The following is a 17,539-nucleotide window of genomic DNA, read 5'->3' on the forward strand; positions in this document are numbered from 1 at the left end:
AGATATAATTAAACTGCAAAATCATGTAAAATTTGTATAAAAATTCGAGCAAAATGAAGTTGCTCATCACTTTCGATCTTTTTTGCTCCAAAATAATAAATCAACGTTGCCAAAACAATAGCACATAAAATACCAATCCATAAATTCGTGTACCATCGAAGCTTAGATTTAATAAAGGCTACATCAGCTTTGTGCTCCTCATCATTATTAACGATTCTTTCAATATCTTCATCCGTCAGTAAATCAGTATATCTTTTTTTAAAATCCTCATAACTTTTTTTGAATCTTTTCTCCTGCTGTATTAATTCAGCTCTTGAAACAAGCATATATAGAAAGGTAACAACGATAAAAACACCAGTAATCAGAGTACTATAAAGAATAAAATCTTCATTATTTTTTGGAGCAGCCAACACCTTAGTTACAATCAGCGAAGAAAAAAAGGTGACAAGCGCCAATGCAGATTTTTGAAAACCACTTGCAAAATTATCAGTTATTGTTACTACTCGCTTACTGTAGTCCAGCAACTGATCCGACATTTTATTTCTTACCTCAATATATTGTTTTATATTTTGTTTCTCATAAATTTTGAAACTTGATTTCAGCGATTCGAATACATTCCCTTTAAGCTCAAGCAATGCATTATCTTTAAGATGAAGAGAAATAATATTACGCGCCAAACCAATTTTATCTACAATATTTCCACCTACATAAATCCATTGGTAAATATTGTAGAAATCTTCTAAGTTTTTGGTACTAATATCCTCAATCTTCTCGGTATGACTTATAGATTTATATCCATTTAGTTTATAATAGAATACATTGCCTGCAAGATCAGTAATATCGAAGATAGCAGAAATAACCAAAACTTTGGCAACTTTTTCAATGTGCTCCTTAACACTCTGTTTCAATGATCCATCTCCTTCGAAAATAAAATCTTCAGGCAAGACCTTTAGCTTTCCAAAAAATGACGAGTGGTTATTAGCAATGATGTTGTTAAATCGTTTTTCTCTGCCTTCGAATTCCTCAATTTGTGGATCATATGAAGTAGCGATGGTAATTTTATCACTGCTTAGAGTTCCCACAAAATCTCTGATAACAATATTTATTTTTGAATTGTGATCAAAAAAATCACTAGAAAAAAAACTTGCCAAACCATATGTATCAAATGATTGAATATAGTTAAAGAAACAGTCTCTGGAGTAAAAGTAAAAATTGTTTTTGTCGTTTTCTTTATAAATATTTATTTTCAGATTTACAATCTCACCTTCCTCGTGTCCTGAAAAAAGTATTTTTACATTTTCTAAATCTGACGTAAAGTCAACATCTTTAGTAATAGCTATAGCTTCTCCATCATCAATAGAAAAGAAAATCTCACATTTATCTTCGGCTCTAATTCTGTTAAAAAAGTATCTAAAATTTTCTTCCTTTGGCAAGTTGATACTTGAAAACTCATACTCCAATTCTAAAGTTTTGAAGTTCTCACTCTCAGATACAATAGCTGAAGGATTACCAAATAATTCTATGAAATTCTTATAGCTCATCATGAAGGTTTTTTAAATTCTTCATAGCCTTTAGACGTTTTTATAAAAATTCCTTTCTCTTGATTACCATTCACAAAGCCTTCAATAGTTCCGGAATGCACTTCTCCTTTAAGCACAAGATCTATGTTTTCCTCAAGCTTAATCGTTGATTTAACCTTTGCGGTTATTGCTTTTCTAACTAGACTAAATCGAGTATCAAAGTTCTGTTTTCTTGGCAGCTCCCGTATTGTATCTTTAAACTTATTTAGGTCCAGATCTTCAAACTCAGGAGTATAGCGATTGAAACATTTTTCAATATAATCGTCAATATCAAACTCATCATTTGATCGAAAATAGTGGATTGTAGTACTTCTAAGATTCCAGTAATCAGGATTAGATTCTTTTTTGATCTTTGTCAAAACTTTTGAATCGATCATTGTAAAGGCTCTTTTGGTATTTTCCTCATCATCATACTTCTTTGATAACTCCAAAAATCCATCCCACCAATACCTAGGAATGGTATCATTAATATCATTTATTAATATGTCTGTAATTTCATGAGATTCATCAAAAACAATTTGGGCTGATTTAAAGATCTTTTTCTTGATAGGAAAACCATCTTGCTGTGTAAAAGTTGTTCTTTCAATGTAAGACAGGGTTTCCGCTTTACAAATAATAATTTTTTCTGTTCCCCGGTCAGTTATATGAGAAATAATCAATAATCCTTCATGTAATTGTTTCCCCAATTTTGCGATCTGTTCTTGAGCATCAATTTCAACTCTCAACAGTCTTTCTGCAATAACTTTGACCTCCACAAATTCTTGAGTTCCGTCCAAGATTCCATTAATAATACTTAAAACTTCAGTATGCTCACTATTAACGACAAACTGACGACCATCTTGAGTCGAGACTTCATGTACGATTCCGTGTACGAAGCGTAAATAATCTTCATCACTTTCTGCAACCTCTAACTGTGAAAGTTCTTTTTTCTCAATATCTAAAATAAACGCTGAAGTATTGTGAATTTGAAGATCACGTTCTGGAATATGTTCTTCTTCCGATGAATTATTACTTTCTATCATATGACTTTAGTTTTTAGAGGGTTATTAGTTTATATTATTACAAAGTTTTAAGATAATTCAAATATATCAAAAATACATTTGTGAAAAATATGGATTCCCGTAAATATAAAATTAACAAATAATTGTCTTTGAAATTCAGCATATAGTATTTAAAGAAATGATAAATTCAAAACTTTCCTTCTGTTTTTTCATATTCTAAAACAAGATTGCATTATTAATAGAAATTACTATTTTTGGTTTATATAGAAAATGACTTAAAGTTGATCAAAAAAGGAAAAAAATATGGATAAGGGAAAAAAAACAGGATACAGTGTCCCTCTAAAATATTATTGGGACGAGCTTTATCGAAAAACAAAAAAACTGTACCCTAAATTTTCGAATGACAATATTTTTGCATTATTGAGATACAACATTTTAAACTCTGCTTCTACGGTAGACCAAGACATACAAAGTAAAGATTTAATAGTATCCGGTTTAGAACTATGGAGAGAAGATTCCAAAGGGGAACTACTGCATATTTTCTTCTTAGAAAAGTATTTACAAGATTTTCTTGAAAGTACTCCCCTTTCAGATTTAGATGGAATTAGAAAGTATCTTTATGATAATGGTGAAAAAAGGGAAATCATCTATACCAAAGTGAAGACTAAGGCAAACTGCGTTAATTATTCATTTGGTTTACATATACCAAATGAGAAAAATGGTTTTGCTTTTGCGCTGAGCTTATTTGATGATAATACTTTAGAATTGTATTTTTCTCATGGAATAAACAACGGACGTTTGTCAGACAAATTCTATGCTGATCTAAATAAAAAGCAGGATGTACAATCTATTACATTGTCTAGGATGTTCAGACTTGCAGTCAATACGATTGCCTATATGAAGTGTTTTCCAGAATGCATTACAGATGGTGTTCCAAAAATTTCTTATCCCAGAGGTGAAGATAGATCAGATAAAAATGTAATTTTCAAAATATCAGAAAATATTTGTGATCTTAACGAAGCTCAAATTTCTAAAATTCCTCATTTCAGAAAAGGATACTTTAGGCTATTGAAATCAGATTATTACACCCACAAAAAAGGACAACTGATTTATGTTACCGAGACTATGGTTAAAGGCAAAGCCAAAACTGTTGCAAAATCAGATAATCTTGAAAAGTTTAATTAATGTAAGTATTAAAATACATTTATATAACCAAAAGAAAATTTTTATAAATTCAAACCTCGACGTATACCAAATTTCTTGTTTTTTAAATTTTCCCTCCACACATTCTTAAAAGAAAACTCAAACTTCCTCACCCTTTTATCAAATCTCAAATACCCCTGATATTTTTTCCCTTTCCTATCCACGAGCCCATCAATATATGCTACCTCTCCTTTATTCAATTTCTCTACCTGCCACAATCTCAATTTTTTCCCTCTAAAAGTAGCCGGAACATCTTTTTTAAAACTAAGATTTGAATCTAAATTCAAATTACTAATATTACGAGGAAATAAAAACTCAACATACCTTTTATCTGTATTAAACTGAACCGTTGCGTTAAAAAGTGTACCTCTCCTGGAAAGCATATTTTCAATATACAATGGCTTTCCCTCTTTTAGCGTCTTCTTCTGTAACTCATCCAGTGTCACCCCTTTTATCACCAAAGGAATTCTTACCAAATCAGCTCTAAGCGGCACTAAGTCATTGGTCAGCTTATCTCTGCTAACCAAAGAAGGAATTACTTCTCCAGTTATGGGATGTATCAACTCCACCACCCGTCCCATATTCCCAATTTCCAGTAATTTTTCTTGATCCTCTTGGCTGAACTGATGCCCAAAGAACGGTTTTGTGAAATTACATTCCTTCCTAATAGGATGAATCCGAGTTTCAAGCTTTCCTACCTCATTAACCTTTAAAGACAAGCGCGCATCCAGTGTACTGACAACTGTTCCAAGGTCAATCTTCACTGGGATAAGCATTGATGTTTTATATCCCTTAAGCAAAGATTCCAATGCTCCCATACTTTCCAGCTTTTCTCTGGTCAATCCAATCTGAGACATCACTTTCCAATCCACTTGCTCGACATCATATTGATAACGTTCTTTCTGAGTTCTAGCAATATATTCTTTCTGCGCCTCCACTTTATCTATAGAAACGGAGTATTCATTCAGTTTTTCTTTTTCATCATCAGAAGCGGTATCAATATAATGTTGTAAATCTTTTACAGTCTGCTCGGCTTCAAATTCAGTCACTTTAAAAAATGAAAACTCATCCGGATTTTTTAGCTGATGATAGAATGTACTGTATATCTCGAGAAAACGGTCATCTCCCCGATCAAAACGCAACCTATTTTTATAAGACTCCCTGGAGACATCAACTATTAGCTCTCCATTCAAATCAACTCCTTGCACTATTCCAATGGTATTGGTTTGGTGGTGAAGAGCAAGTAGTGTATCCTGAACTTTAATTTTTTCAGTAGATTCCTTACCATTATTTGTTTTCATAACACTGTATCATTAGAAACTCAAACTAGGAAGTTCTTTAATAGCAATTGATTAAGTGATTGAAAGATGTATAATTTGGCATTCAGGGGCGTAATTCTCTTTAAACTTCAATTCTTATCAATTTTATTTCTACATATTATGATATAGCTTTCTGTAAACTTTTGTAGATTTGAGATATTTAAAACTAACCATGAATTCTGATTTTATCAATAAAGCTAGACAATATATCAAATGTAAAAATTCAGCAAAAAAAAGGATTAAACAATGCTTTTATCCTGGTTGTCCCAATGAATCAATAAATTCTCACATTCTTCAGAGACAAGGAATCTTAGATCAAATTTCTATAAATAGCCATCTTTGGACTTTCGAAAAAGATGTATTTGAGGAAAATGAATTTGCATTCAAACGAACCGGTTTAAAAAAAGCATTTTCATTTAACGGCTTTTGTAATACACATGATACAGAGCTTTTTAAAGAGATTGAAAGCGGTATGATCGATTTCACCAGTTATCGAACCAATCTTTTATTCACACTAAGAACTGTTTACGATGAAATTTACAAAAAGATGGTTTATGCCAATACCCGAGACTGTCTGTTAAAAAATGACACAACGCTTTTTGATAAAGATAAACTACAAGAAGAGAGTGAAAATGCAAAACTTGCAATCGATGATTTGAATACACTTTCAGGCAAAATACTCTATGATTTAGATAATAACTCACAGCAATTTGTTTTTCAAAATAGAACATTACCTCAAATCGGAATATGTCTTTCTTCATTCTTTACATATGACACTTCTGAAGAGATTGAACAGATCGAGAAAGAAAAAGGCAGCAATTTGGAAAGATACACTGAACTATTCATGACAATCTTCCCTTATAAAAATAATACTAAGCTCATTATAGCCTACGAAAAAATTGATGAAGAAAAAGTTAAAGACTACGTTGATGAATTTTTCTTAAGTAATAATCCGGAAATTTGCTACAAAAAGATAACAAATCTAACTATTTTCAATTGTCAAAATAAGGTATTCAGCGAAGATTTTTTTAACGAAAAAATTAGGGGTATTGAATATAAATATATTGAAGCAACACAATTTATGCTTAATGAAGAAAATAAAATTGAAAGAACATCTTATGATATTAATTTCTACGACAATAGTTTTAAAGATGACTTCGTAGGTTTAAATTTTCAATTAACATAGTAGCAGTAAAATATCTTCTCATTATTAATAATCAAGAATTATTTTTTAAGTTTAATCGCATGATTTAGATAATAATTTAATTATAAAACCATAACATTATGTCCCAATATAATCCCGCTGAAAGAATTGGCGTAAATGCAGTTGAGGGAATATTTCTTAAAAAATTTAATTGGATTTTTAGAGATCAACCTATTTCTGATATGGGAATTGATGCTCAAGTAGAGGTAGTAGCAAATGGAGCCCCAACAGGTATTTTAATATGTTTACAAATAAAAACGGGTGAAAGTCATTTTACAATTAATGAGGAAAAGTTAACCTACTACGGAAAATTGAAACATATGGAGTATTGGAAAAATCATTCTTTACCAGTACTTTTAGTGGCACACTTACCAGGATCGGATGAGACTTATTGGGTACATGTCAATACAAAGAATATTATGCTAACTAATACTTCGTGGAAAATTGATATTCCTAAGTCTCAAAAGTTAAGCGAAAGATTCCTCTCTGAAATTGCTGAGATTGGAGATGGAACAGATGAGTCAAAACGAGCAAGAAAATTAATTATGGACAAATCGCTTATGGAAAATATTCAAAATGGCAATAAGGTTTCTGTAACCTTTATGGAATATTTACATAAAAGTTTAAATCGAACGCCTTTTAAAATCATCTTTACAATAGATGGAGAAGAAAGTCTACATAAAAAATGGGGAATTGCATATGCAGGCTATAGCAATGAGGAAATACTACAAAAAATATTTCCATGGGCAGATTTGCAAGTTGACAACGACTTCTATCAAGAGAATCTTAATGAGGAGTCTTTAAGAGATATGTATAATCTTGATTGGCTTTACGAGCAGAAGTTTTATCCTTATGAGGTTCTTTTTAGGGAAGCTGCAAATTTTAGATTAGAGTTATCGCTGAATCATTTAGGAAAATCATTTTTGATATATAATAAATATATCGAAGATGGAGATGTTTCATAATACTTGTATAAATCTAAAAAGTATAAATTGAGTAGTAAATGGAAGAGAACTTTAGTATCGATCAAATACGCGATCATATTATTAAATTTAAAAATGATCCAGATTTTCAAAAATTAGAGAATTTCTATTATTCAAAATCATTTTCTGAAATCTTAGGAGTAAGTAGACGGGAAGTGAGTCACAGTCGTTTTCTAGCATGGTTATTAGGGAACTCTGAAAGTCATAATTTAGGAGAATTTCCTATTAAAAAATTTCTAGACATTATTTTAAAGTTCAGTAATGATAATTTTAAGAATAAGCATAACGAACTATTTAACGCATTTGCTACTGAAGATTACGGGATTGAAAAACTGCTTATCCAACCAGAATATTCGATCAAAAATGTCGGCAGATTGGATATCTATATTGAATTACAAATTTTAGTATCATCAGTAGAGGAAAAACATATTAAAATAGTAATCGAAAACAAAGTTGAAAGCAAGGAGAATAATGATCAAACAAATACCTATTACAATTATTTTAGTCCTTTAGAAAATGACGATAATATAGTAATCTATGTGTATCTTACGGCATTACCAACTTTACAACTTATTGAACTTGTCGAACCACAATGTAACTGTAAAGCATTTACTCAAATTAATTATCAATCAATTGTTGACTATTTAATTGAGCCAGCACTCAACCAAAATATTTCATCTCGAACAAAAAATATTTTAACGGAATACTTAAACTCTTTAAGCCAACCGGCGATTGATGAAGAGGATGAAGGACATAAACAAGAATTAATTATGGCACTCGGAAATGAAGAGCGAAAACTATTATCAAGTTTTTGGCAGAAAAATCAAAAATTAATTTTAGCAGCATTATACGCAATAAGCTCAGACCCAGAGCAGGAGAAAGATACAAGAGACAATATTAGAGATGCCCTTGATAGTCTTTCTTCAGAAAAAGACAGAAGCACATTTAATATTAAATACAAAGATGTAACGTTCAAAGAAAAATTCAGAAAATCTGATATTGGACTGCAGACCATAAATCTACTTAAAACTTATGGTTTAATTACTGATCATACAATCAATTTTTTAAAAGAAGACAAAAGTTGCAGCTTCTTTCTTCTTAGAAAAAAAGAAGATTTTACAACTACAGAGATTAAACATAAAAAGTATCGAACTAATGATTTACCAGAGTTGATATATAACGAAGAAGAATTTTATGTCGCTAGAAACTGGGGTATCGGGAATATTTATAAGTTTATAGATAAGTTTACTGCAAAATTTCCTGGTCTTGAGTACGAAATAAATGAATAAGCTTGCATATGAATAGCAAGCTAAACAAGTTACTATATAATGCATTCAGAACTATTAAACGTCTGGAGAGACATATTACAAAATAGCACATCGAATTATCGAAATTTGATTGAAAAATTAGTTGATGTATCTCGAAATTACAATAACAGAAAAAAAGTAAGTTTAGATGTTGGATATAATATCTTTACGATCATTTCGGACTATTATTATAGAGAAAATTTTCATAGTGATATTATCAAATCTTTCATCGAAAATGAAAGAGATACAACATTTCCTATTTTTTTAAAAATGATTAATTTGATAAGGAAGCAAAATGAAATAAAGAAATCAGATTTTTCAAAGTTTAGCATACATCGTGAGAAAGAAAGAATTGATATTTTGATAATAGATGATTATTCAAAGAAGGCAATTATTATCGAAAATAAGATTAACAATGCTGCAGATACCAATAGACAGTTACCGAAATATTATGATAAAATTTCAGAAAACTACGAAGTGGTCGCTATCGTATATCTTACCCTAAACACTTCAAAAACACCTCATAAGGTGGACTGGAGCGATGAAGAAATCAAACAAATTGAAAATCTGTTAGTTATAGTTCCTTCAATGAGTAGTAATTCTATTAATCTTTTAGATCATTTTTTAAACCCGTCTATTTTAGAAGTAAAACAAATAAATCTAAACTCAACAATTAGACAATACACTAAATTAATACAATATATAAATCACAATTCCATGGACTCCATAAGTTTAAAAAAATTCAGAGAGGAGATGTTAGTAAATGATAATCTAGAAACTGCTATTTCAATTAAAAATATGCTCAATGATCTTCCAGAATATCTAGCAATTAGAATAGAAGAAAAATACAATCAACACTGCTATCCTTTTAAAAATGTTTGGCGTTATAAAAATACAACCACTGTGTTTGATGGCTTAGAATTTAATGATATGTATTTAAAACTGGATATTCAATGTGATATGAAGGGCTATAAAGCTATATTTTGGAATCCAAAGATTGATGATTTTAATACAAAGGAGAAATTTCAACATTTAGAATCTTTGAATGAATTTATTTCAGAAACCGATAGAATAACTCATATCTACAAACATTATAATTTTAATGAAGAAGATGAGCTATTTAAATTTATAAATCATTTATTAGAAGAATTAAAACTCATGAAAGAAAGTTAAGTGAAAAAATAATAACTTGAACTATTTGTACATTAAAATTGATCTCAAACTAAATGCTTAAAATTATATCAACATTTGCAGTCATTCTATCCCTCAACATTGCTGCACAAGAAATTCCCATTAAAGACAACAACCTCAAAACGGCTCTCTTACAGCAGTTCGATCAAAACCATAACGGAAAATTAGAAGTTTCAGAAATAAACACCGTACCCGAACTGAAACTGGATGAAAAGAATATTTCCGATTTAAGCGGTCTTGAACACTTTCAGAATTTGAAAGAACTTAATCTGCGCAAGAATAATATTTCAGATTTTTCCCTTGTAAACAAACTTACAAAGCTTGAAAATCTTTATATAGGTGACAACAATAAAATTGGAGTTCTAAATTTAAAAGGTTTGGTTAATTTGAAAGGTATTTATGCTTTCAGATTGGGATTAACCAAAATTCAGTTAAACTCTAAAAACATAAAGTACATTTATTTACAGGATAATTTATTTACTGACTTCGACACCAGAAAATTTCCAGCCCTCCACACGCTTAATCTTGACGGATGTAAAACACTGGTCAACCTTGATCTATCAAAAAATAAAGAATTGGTACAATTGTATCTACTCGATACATCAATAAAAGATCTGGATATTACGAATAATAAAACCCTAAAAACATTCTATATCGAAGATTCAGTAAAATTAATTAAAGATGCTGATCAGGAAGCAACGAAACGTGCGCCTATTATTACCGTTAAATAAACACAGTCACAATAAGACAGCATATAAGTAAAAAAAAATGATTACCATACAAGAACTGCTTTATAACAGAGGGTTAGAAAAGAATGTAAAAGTTAAAATAGTAAGGCACAAAGACGGAAGGCAGAATTTATATGATCTTTATAAGAATCACCGTTCAGAATTCCTTGCTTATCAGAGTTCACAATCTAAAGATGTTTTTAAAGATGTCGATTACATCGTTTCGTTTATTGGTGAAGAGGGGATCTTCGCTCGATTTATAGGTGTATATCAAATTACAGACAGAAAAAAGTTTGCTGAAGACTGCTTCCATTATGAAATGATAGAAGTACCTGAGCAATATGACGATCTTAAAGAAAGGGTTATTATCAAGTGGAGCAATGCTATTTCCTGGCATCAATGGATAAAAAATGAAATGGAAGTCATAGAGATCAAACCCGGACTTCATTATAAGCAGTTTACAGATTATTTCGATTTTATTCTAAGTTTTAGCGAACTGAAAGAAATAGTAACCAATCAATACAGCGACTGGAAAAAGGTACTTTCCATCACAAAGGGTGTGTATCTTATCAATGATACCCAAACAGGCAAGCTTTATGTAGGATCAGCATACGGTGAAAATGGAATCTGGGGTCGCTGGTCAGCTTACGTTTTAACGAATGGTCATGGAAATAATAAGATGCTAAAAGAACTTCTTGATTTTGACCCTTCACATGGTAACCATTTTCAATTTTCAATTTTAATGCTGCTTCCGAAAACGATAACTGCCGACGAAGCCATCAAAAAAGAACGTCTTTTCAAAAATAAACTTGGAACTAATTCATTTGGTCTAAACAACAATTAATCAACTATTTTATTTTCAATTCTTCAATTAACTCCAATGCCCAGGCACTAGGAAATTTATTCAGAAGTGTGTAATACGGATATTTTCCCGAAAGAAACTTTCTTGCTTGGGTATAATGCGTAGTGCTTGGTCTATCGTCAAGATCGAACCCTAATTCAATTACCTCACTTTTCTTATAGGTTTTTCCCTTTATTGCTATAGAGATGTAAAAATCTATTTTATCATCCGGAATCATAAAATCATCATCCTTACTTCTCCTATCCTTTTCTACAATAAAAAAATCATTGTACATTCTAAGATATTCAGATAAATTAATCTTTTTTCGCTTAACAAAAGGGTTAGATTGATACATGATTTCAAACCATTTAGATAAGGTATCATTGTCTACCTCCCATTCTTTGGCGATGTCAGCCTGACTAAATTGAATTTTCTTGTCAAAAAACTTTATTATATCTTCTTTTGAGTAAATAAGAGTTTTTTTCCTAATTGAAATTAATGTCAGGATATGCACATACTGTAAAATAAAAAATCCAAAAATTAAATACAGAACCTTTTCACTGCTGGAAATAAACCGCGTGATATCATCTAGTTTTTCTATACCTGAAGACAAGTTATTGAAATTAAATTCGCTTATATTAATGTTGTTATCTTCTGGCATATTTTCATTACAATAGTGTTTATACCTCAAAATAAAATCATTAAAATTATCTGGTAAATCATCTTTATACTCACTAAATCGATCTGCGATAAATTTTGGATAAACCATTGAAGAATACTTTTGATAAGCAGAAGATTCTAAAGAGTATTTTTTTTGATTTAAATAACTTAGCAATATATCTATCATTTTATAAGACTTTAGAAAGGGCACCATTACAGGCACCCTTTAATAAATATTTACTTTCCTTTTTTAGCCAATACACTTTGAGCTTTTGCTGCAAAGCTTCCTTTAGGAGTTACTCCTCCATTCGATAGAACTGTTGCTTTTTGAATTCTTGCTACAGCCGCTGCAGTAATTTGTTTTTTTGACATTTTTTTTGTTTTAAAATTCTTTCACAAAGGTAATTACTGTAAAAATCAACTAGAAAACTTTCCCCGATAGCCTCACTAAAAAAATCATCATCATCATTTAAAAAGAAATTAAACAATTAATTATTAGGTATAAAACTCTATTTTTACTCAATGGAAAACAGAGATTTACTCATCATAAAATATCTATCAGAAGGCTATAAGGTCACAGAAATCAGCGAACAACTAAGCACCCACCACTCCATCACAATCAGTGAAAGTTTAATCGAAAAAAGATTAAGTGCTCTCCGGAAACAGTACCAGGCAAAAACACTTTTTCACTTAGCCGTTTTACTCACCAAGGAAAAAATTATTTAAAAAGAGTAGCCAATACAAAACCAACAATTAACGAAATAATCACAGCAATAATAATCTTGGAGTAATCCCCTTTGCTTTGCTGAACTTCTGTAGTCAGTCTGGAATTTTCTTTCTGTAAAGATTCCATTCCTGCTTTCAAAGATGCGGTCTTCTCATTAATAACAGATTGCAAATTCTTTTCGTACAGTACGGATATTTCTTTTTTATAATTATCCATCTCCAGCTGTCTTTGTTTTTGCTGTTCAGTGAAGTTTTTCTGTGTATCAATAAGTTGCTTAGAAGAAAGCTCCTGTAGTTTCTGAAATTCTTCCGTCTTTTTAGCAAGTTGCTGGGACAATGTTTTCACTTGCTCAGTAAATTGCTTGCTGACATCTTTTTTAACCTCATCAATAAGCAACGCTCTCGAATTGGACTTTTCATGTAGTAGCTTCTCTACAATAGCGTGTAGACCCGCTCCATAATCATGAGGTAGATGAAAACGCTTATCTGCGAGTTTATCCAAAAGGGTTTCATCCACGGTATGTCCTATGGCCGTTACCGACACTGCCGGTAAATTGATAAAGAGTTTTGATAATGTAATATTATTAAAGGTTTCCATGCTTTGGCGATCCCCTCCTCCTCTGACTAACGCAATAATATCATAATCAGATTTAGAGACCTCCTTCAGTTTTTCTGCAATAGATGTCGTAGAAGTAATGCTGCAGGTATATTCAGAAATCTGAAAATATTTCTGCGAAACATCAAGTCCTTCAGCAAAATCTCTTTGAACAATCGCATTATTCCCATAAATATTCGCAATTCTGATAGGCTCTTCTTTTAGGATTTTATTTCTGATTACCGTTTCCAGATCCATTGATCCTTTTTCCAGTTTTTCCTGTATAAGTTCATACCGTTGTAACTCTTCTTCCGAGATTGCTTTCTCTTCCTGTTGTATGATTTCATCTACCACAAACCTTAACTCAACAGAAGAGTTCTTTATACTTTTTTCAATATACCCACGTAAAGTATACACCTCATTATTAACAATCTTTGTTCTTAATAATGCTGAAATTCTAACTCCTATTGAAATATTATCCGATTCCGAAAATAAATTATCGTAATAGTAATTACCATAAGATTTACCTCCACCATATGCATACCTACCTTTTAAATAAATCAGGGTCGTAGTAGCATTAATTCTTAAAGCATTGCTAAAAAGACCTAAAATAGAAGCTGGAGAATATATTGAGCTATTAATATCTAGAGACTGCATAATAATCATATTATATTACAAAGTTATTACATTTTAATGCCAGTTTAAAAGTGGATTTTATTATCAGGTATGATAAATCAGTTTAATAGTGATATATCAAAATAATTTGTATTTTTAACAATAAACTAATAACCAAAATGACACAATACATTTTTGATACGAACTATTATCGAAATAAATACCACGAACTTAGCAATATAAATGATTTTGACAAGCAAATTATTATAGAGAAAGAGAAGGGCGTAAAAGTTTTATTTCCCACTATTGTTGGACTTGAATTATTAAATCATTTTCAAGATCCTGATGCTGTTTCTGGGATATGTTATGATTCATTAAAAATATTAATGAAACATGCTTATAATAATGATGGATATGCAATAGTTCCGACAATATATCCGCTTATGTGTATGGATTTGTATAAAAAAAGATCAAGTTTAGAAGATCTGAATATGAATGTGTTTAACTTAAGCGCACAGGTTACACAAAATAGTCTACAAGAATTCAATAAAAAGTTCCAAACCTACCTATCAGACGTCCAGAAATATATTGTAACCGAAAAGAAAATAATCATAGATAATATTCAAGAGAAATATATTAAGGAGCTTAGTCCTGATAGCAGTAATCCTGACTGGGAGATTTTAAAAAATGATGCAAAACTCAACAATGAGTTTAGAACTTTTATTAGAAATAAGGACATGCACAAAATTATAGGACTTTCATTTATAAAAATGGCTGCGGAACAAACTCAATCAGATGAGTTACCATTTGACAAACAATATTTTGAAAATATTTTCATCAATGATTACAAGGTTTCAATAGATTTTTTTATTGAAAAAATTCTAAAAAAATTAGTAGATCTGCCAGAACTTGAAAATTTCTACAATCCTGCATCAGACAAGAAAAAAAGATGGAATAGTTTTTACGATATGCAACTTATTCTTGCAACTGAATTTGAAAATAAGTGCAATAGAAAAACAATCTACGTCACTTCAGAAGCCAAAATCATTAAAAGCTTCAAAGATAATGGAAAAGAAGATTTAGTTATTCATAGTGATGATTATGATACCTTTTTAAGAAGCTAAAAATGGAGGTAGGAATTTGCCATGCTTTTGCTGCATGTTCACGTGAAATATTACATTGGCAGAATAAACAGGCTAATGTTAATGAAGAATCAATATCCGATTGGCTGTTATTCAAATTAAATGACCTGAATTCTTGTATCAAATCTATACAATTTACAAGATTTGAAGAGGCGAGATTTACCGGCGCAGATTATGAATTATGGGTTATTGATGACAGGCATGGTCATAGATTTCGAATTCAGGCTAAAAGACTCCGAAAAGATTATGATCATTACAGTAGTATCGGATACAGTAATAGCCATAATATGCAAATAGAAAAACTAATTTCGGATGCCCAAAGAGTAAATGCTATTCCTCTTTATGCTTTTTATAATAATGAGAATTTCCCCAGTCGATGTCCTTTAGTTTCTCAAGAAGGAATGTATGTGGCTAGTGCGGAGGAAATTTTCGATAATGTCATTAAGCCAGCGAAGTCTTTCACATCGACAGAGAAACTTATTTCACTATCTATACCTTTCAAATGCTTATTTTGTTGTGATTTACAACATGAAGTTGATTTTGATACTTTTCTCAAAAGATATTTTAAAATGATTGATAGTGAGAAAGGAAAGATTGATATTCGAAAACTACCAGCATATGTTACCGAACTTCTAACATTTTCAAATGAAATTCCTTCTTGGTACTACAAGGAATTTGAAAGAGATTTTATCGAGTTTACAAGATTAATCATTGTTGATAATAGAAATAAGCCAGTATAAAATTTAATTATATTCTATTTCAAAATGATATTAATGAAATAAAAATCTCCAATATCTATGAAAAATTATTATTGTATAAACTTAAAATTTAGAGATCAAAGAATTTCCGATAAGATTCATCATGCACATTTATTCATTTCCGACGAAGAGATGTATTTTCAAATAATTGATGATAGTATCAATTCTCGTATTGACCTTTATTATTCACTATCCGAAAATGCACTAGGCTTATTCGAAGAAAGTTTTGAAATAGTAGATACTGAAGTTTCTCTTATATTTGATAAAAGTAGAGTTTATAAATCCATTTCTTTTCAAAGTGATGGCAAAAATCGTTTTTTCACTATCTTTCTTAGTAATGTCTGCATTATCAAGGATAACATTCACAAGGAATTTATCAATGAAGGTATTGCTTATCTAAATAGAAATGGACTCAAAGTTGTCAATTTATTTTATTCTTTTTTCACAAATCTTGGTAATAAAAATTTATTTTCCATATCCCGGATGAAAGGTATGTCAGACTATTATAAAATAGATAATTTGTCATATAGACCTGAGTTAGAATTTACAGACAATGAACGAAGATCAAGTGAAGAATTTACTGTAAAGAAAATGGGGACTATTAATTTCAGATTTGAAGAGATTGAATTTGAAGAAATTAGATATAGGCTTCAAATAATCTGCAACTGTCTTTCATTCTTCTATGGAATAAGAGTAATAATAGATAAATTAGTTTTTAGAACTGAGAATTATATTTATATTTTTAGAAATATGGAGCCTACAAACCAAACCTATGTCTCAGATATGGAAAGTGTTTCGGAGTTTCTAAACAAAAATTATAGAATAGAAAAATTTCTAAAGAATGATTGGTATTCAAATTATATTAAAAATGAGAAAAAAATAACAAAAGCAATAGATAATATTCTCCATGCTAGAGAAGTAAATCCGGCATCTGCTTTTCTCCTATTATTCAACATTATTGAAATTTTTAATATTAATCAAAAGCAGGAAAAATTTAGTTTCAACACAGATAAGAAAATAATTTCTGAAAACTTATTTGATACTTTAAAACTTTATCTAAATAATAAAGAGGATGAAGCAGAATTTGAGAAAAAACTTAAAGGAGCTATCGACAAACTTGAGTTTAAGCCTTTCAAAAGTCCTCTTGAAGAAACTTTAAAATTAAGCAATATTGACTCATCAGCTTTTGGTTTTAATTTTGGAACATTAAAGAAAACCAGAGATAGCATTACACATGGGAGCCTGAAATCTATTAAAGAAGATGATTTGCAATCTCAAGTATATTGTTTACGAAAGATTGCAATATCATTAATATTATCTAATCTTGGATTTAAAGATGAACTTAATAATAATATTTAAATTACATAACCAAGAAAACTTCATTTTTGTTAATACATTATATCTTTTCTGAGACATGATGTATTAGTAAGAATTATCTTATTCTGGTTGAACTCGATGTGATTCCCATTCTTTAACATGTAATAGCAAGGCGTAATCTCCTTCATTATTCCAAACAAAACTTTTAAGATTCCAATAGAAAAAATGAATGGTATTTTCTGTTTTTTGTACACTTTTGTTACTACCTTCCTTTGTGTATAAAACGACCTTATCACCTTTTTTGACCTTTTTATCCGGAAACCAATAAGGATGTCTTACTTTATTAGATACTTTTCCTGAAGATGTATA

General features: G+C 30.4%; 17 protein-coding genes. 11 read left to right on the plus strand and 6 right to left on the minus strand.

Annotated elements, in window-relative coordinates; all coding sequences use genetic code 11:
• Positions 1-8: 8 nt before the first annotated feature.
• Entirely contained in the window at positions 9-1,544 is a 1,536-nt protein-coding gene (locus tag DRF67_RS11015) for a hypothetical protein (RefSeq protein WP_123912731.1), read from the minus strand.
• Positions 1,541-2,602 carry a hypothetical protein gene (locus DRF67_RS11020; RefSeq protein ID WP_115928358.1) on the minus strand — a complete coding sequence of 354 codons (1,062 nt, stop codon included), beginning with the start codon at positions 2,600-2,602 and terminating at the stop codon, positions 1,541-1,543. Before DRF67_RS11020 ends, DRF67_RS11015 begins: the two co-directional genes overlap by 4 nt.
• Before the next feature lie 282 nt (positions 2,603-2,884).
• On the opposite strand from DRF67_RS11020, the gene DRF67_RS11025 reads away from it, so the two are divergent.
• On the plus strand, positions 2,885-3,766 hold the full coding sequence (locus DRF67_RS11025; protein WP_115928359.1) for a hypothetical protein: 882 nt from the start codon (positions 2,885-2,887) through the stop codon (positions 3,764-3,766).
• 41 nt (positions 3,767-3,807) lie between these two features.
• Here the strand turns inward: DRF67_RS11025 and DRF67_RS11030 are convergent, their stop codons facing one another.
• Positions 3,808-5,085, minus strand: coding sequence for a DUF3945 domain-containing protein (locus tag DRF67_RS11030; RefSeq protein WP_115928360.1), 1,278 nt, complete (start codon positions 5,083-5,085; stop codon positions 3,808-3,810).
• Positions 5,086-5,275: 190 nt separating this feature from the next.
• Between DRF67_RS11030 and DRF67_RS11035 the strand changes: the two genes are divergently transcribed.
• The 6 genes from DRF67_RS11035 (at position 5,276) to DRF67_RS11060 (ending at position 11,360) form a co-directional block, all read left to right on the plus strand.
• A complete protein-coding gene (locus DRF67_RS11035; RefSeq protein WP_115928361.1) occupies positions 5,276-6,289 on the plus strand; it encodes a hypothetical protein in 1,014 nt (337 codons plus the stop codon).
• 98 nt (positions 6,290-6,387) lie between these two features.
• A complete protein-coding gene (locus tag DRF67_RS11040; protein ID WP_115928362.1) occupies positions 6,388-7,272 on the plus strand; it encodes a DUF4365 domain-containing protein in 885 nt (294 codons plus the stop codon).
• Between the two features lie 38 nt (positions 7,273-7,310).
• Entirely contained in the window at positions 7,311-8,579 is a 1,269-nt protein-coding gene (locus tag DRF67_RS11045; RefSeq protein ID WP_115928363.1) for a PD-(D/E)XK nuclease family protein, read from the plus strand.
• 105 nt (positions 8,580-8,684) lie between these two features.
• Positions 8,685-9,770 (plus strand): PDDEXK-like family protein, encoded by a 1,086-nt coding sequence (locus tag DRF67_RS11050; RefSeq protein ID WP_165851782.1) that lies wholly within the window; start codon positions 8,685-8,687, stop codon positions 9,768-9,770.
• 53 nt (positions 9,771-9,823) lie between these two features.
• Complete coding sequence (locus DRF67_RS11055) at positions 9,824-10,519, plus strand: leucine-rich repeat domain-containing protein (protein ID WP_115928365.1); 696 nt, start codon at positions 9,824-9,826, stop codon at positions 10,517-10,519.
• A 37-nt stretch (positions 10,520-10,556) separates the two neighbouring features.
• Positions 10,557-11,360 (plus strand): GIY-YIG nuclease family protein, encoded by an 804-nt coding sequence (locus tag DRF67_RS11060; protein WP_115928366.1) that lies wholly within the window; start codon positions 10,557-10,559, stop codon positions 11,358-11,360.
• Positions 11,361-11,364: 4 nt separating this feature from the next.
• Here DRF67_RS11060 and DRF67_RS11065 read toward each other — a convergent pair whose 3' ends face one another.
• Both DRF67_RS11065 and DRF67_RS21930 read right to left on the minus strand, forming a co-directional pair.
• The gene (locus DRF67_RS11065; RefSeq protein WP_123912732.1) at positions 11,365-12,204 is read right to left on the minus strand and encodes a hypothetical protein; all 840 of its coding nucleotides are present in this window, start codon (positions 12,202-12,204) and stop codon (positions 11,365-11,367) included.
• 50 nt (positions 12,205-12,254) lie between these two features.
• Positions 12,255-12,389: a hypothetical protein gene (locus DRF67_RS21930; RefSeq protein WP_262511404.1), complete on the minus strand. Its 135-nt coding sequence runs from the start codon at positions 12,387-12,389 to the stop codon at positions 12,255-12,257.
• A gap of 150 nt (positions 12,390-12,539) precedes the next feature.
• On the opposite strand from DRF67_RS21930, the gene DRF67_RS11070 reads away from it, so the two are divergent.
• Complete coding sequence (locus tag DRF67_RS11070) at positions 12,540-12,743, plus strand: helix-turn-helix domain-containing protein (protein WP_115928368.1); 204 nt, start codon at positions 12,540-12,542, stop codon at positions 12,741-12,743.
• Here DRF67_RS11070 and DRF67_RS11075 read toward each other — a convergent pair.
• Complete coding sequence (locus DRF67_RS11075; RefSeq protein ID WP_165851783.1) at positions 12,736-13,995, minus strand: exodeoxyribonuclease VII large subunit; 1,260 nt, start codon at positions 13,993-13,995, stop codon at positions 12,736-12,738. The genes DRF67_RS11070 and DRF67_RS11075 overlap by 8 nt on opposite strands.
• 137 nt (positions 13,996-14,132) lie before the next feature.
• Between DRF67_RS11075 and DRF67_RS11080 the strand changes: the two genes are divergently transcribed.
• The 3 genes from DRF67_RS11080 to DRF67_RS11090 are packed head-to-tail and all read left to right on the plus strand — an operon-like array spanning position 14,133 to position 17,212.
• Positions 14,133-15,077 carry a hypothetical protein gene (locus DRF67_RS11080; protein ID WP_115928370.1) on the plus strand — a complete coding sequence of 315 codons (945 nt, stop codon included), beginning with the start codon at positions 14,133-14,135 and terminating at the stop codon, positions 15,075-15,077.
• 2 nt (positions 15,078-15,079) lie between these two features.
• A complete protein-coding gene (locus DRF67_RS11085) occupies positions 15,080-15,835 on the plus strand; it encodes a DUF6615 family protein (RefSeq protein ID WP_115928371.1) in 756 nt (251 codons plus the stop codon).
• A gap of 57 nt (positions 15,836-15,892) precedes the next feature.
• Positions 15,893-17,212, plus strand: coding sequence for a HEPN domain-containing protein (locus DRF67_RS11090; RefSeq protein WP_123912733.1), 1,320 nt, complete (start codon positions 15,893-15,895; stop codon positions 17,210-17,212).
• Positions 17,213-17,539: the final 327 nt, after the last annotated feature.

Origin of the sequence: Chryseobacterium pennipullorum, assembly GCF_003384725.1 — a bacterium.
GTDB classification, from domain to species: Bacteria; Bacteroidota; Bacteroidia; order Flavobacteriales; family Weeksellaceae; genus Chryseobacterium; species Chryseobacterium pennipullorum.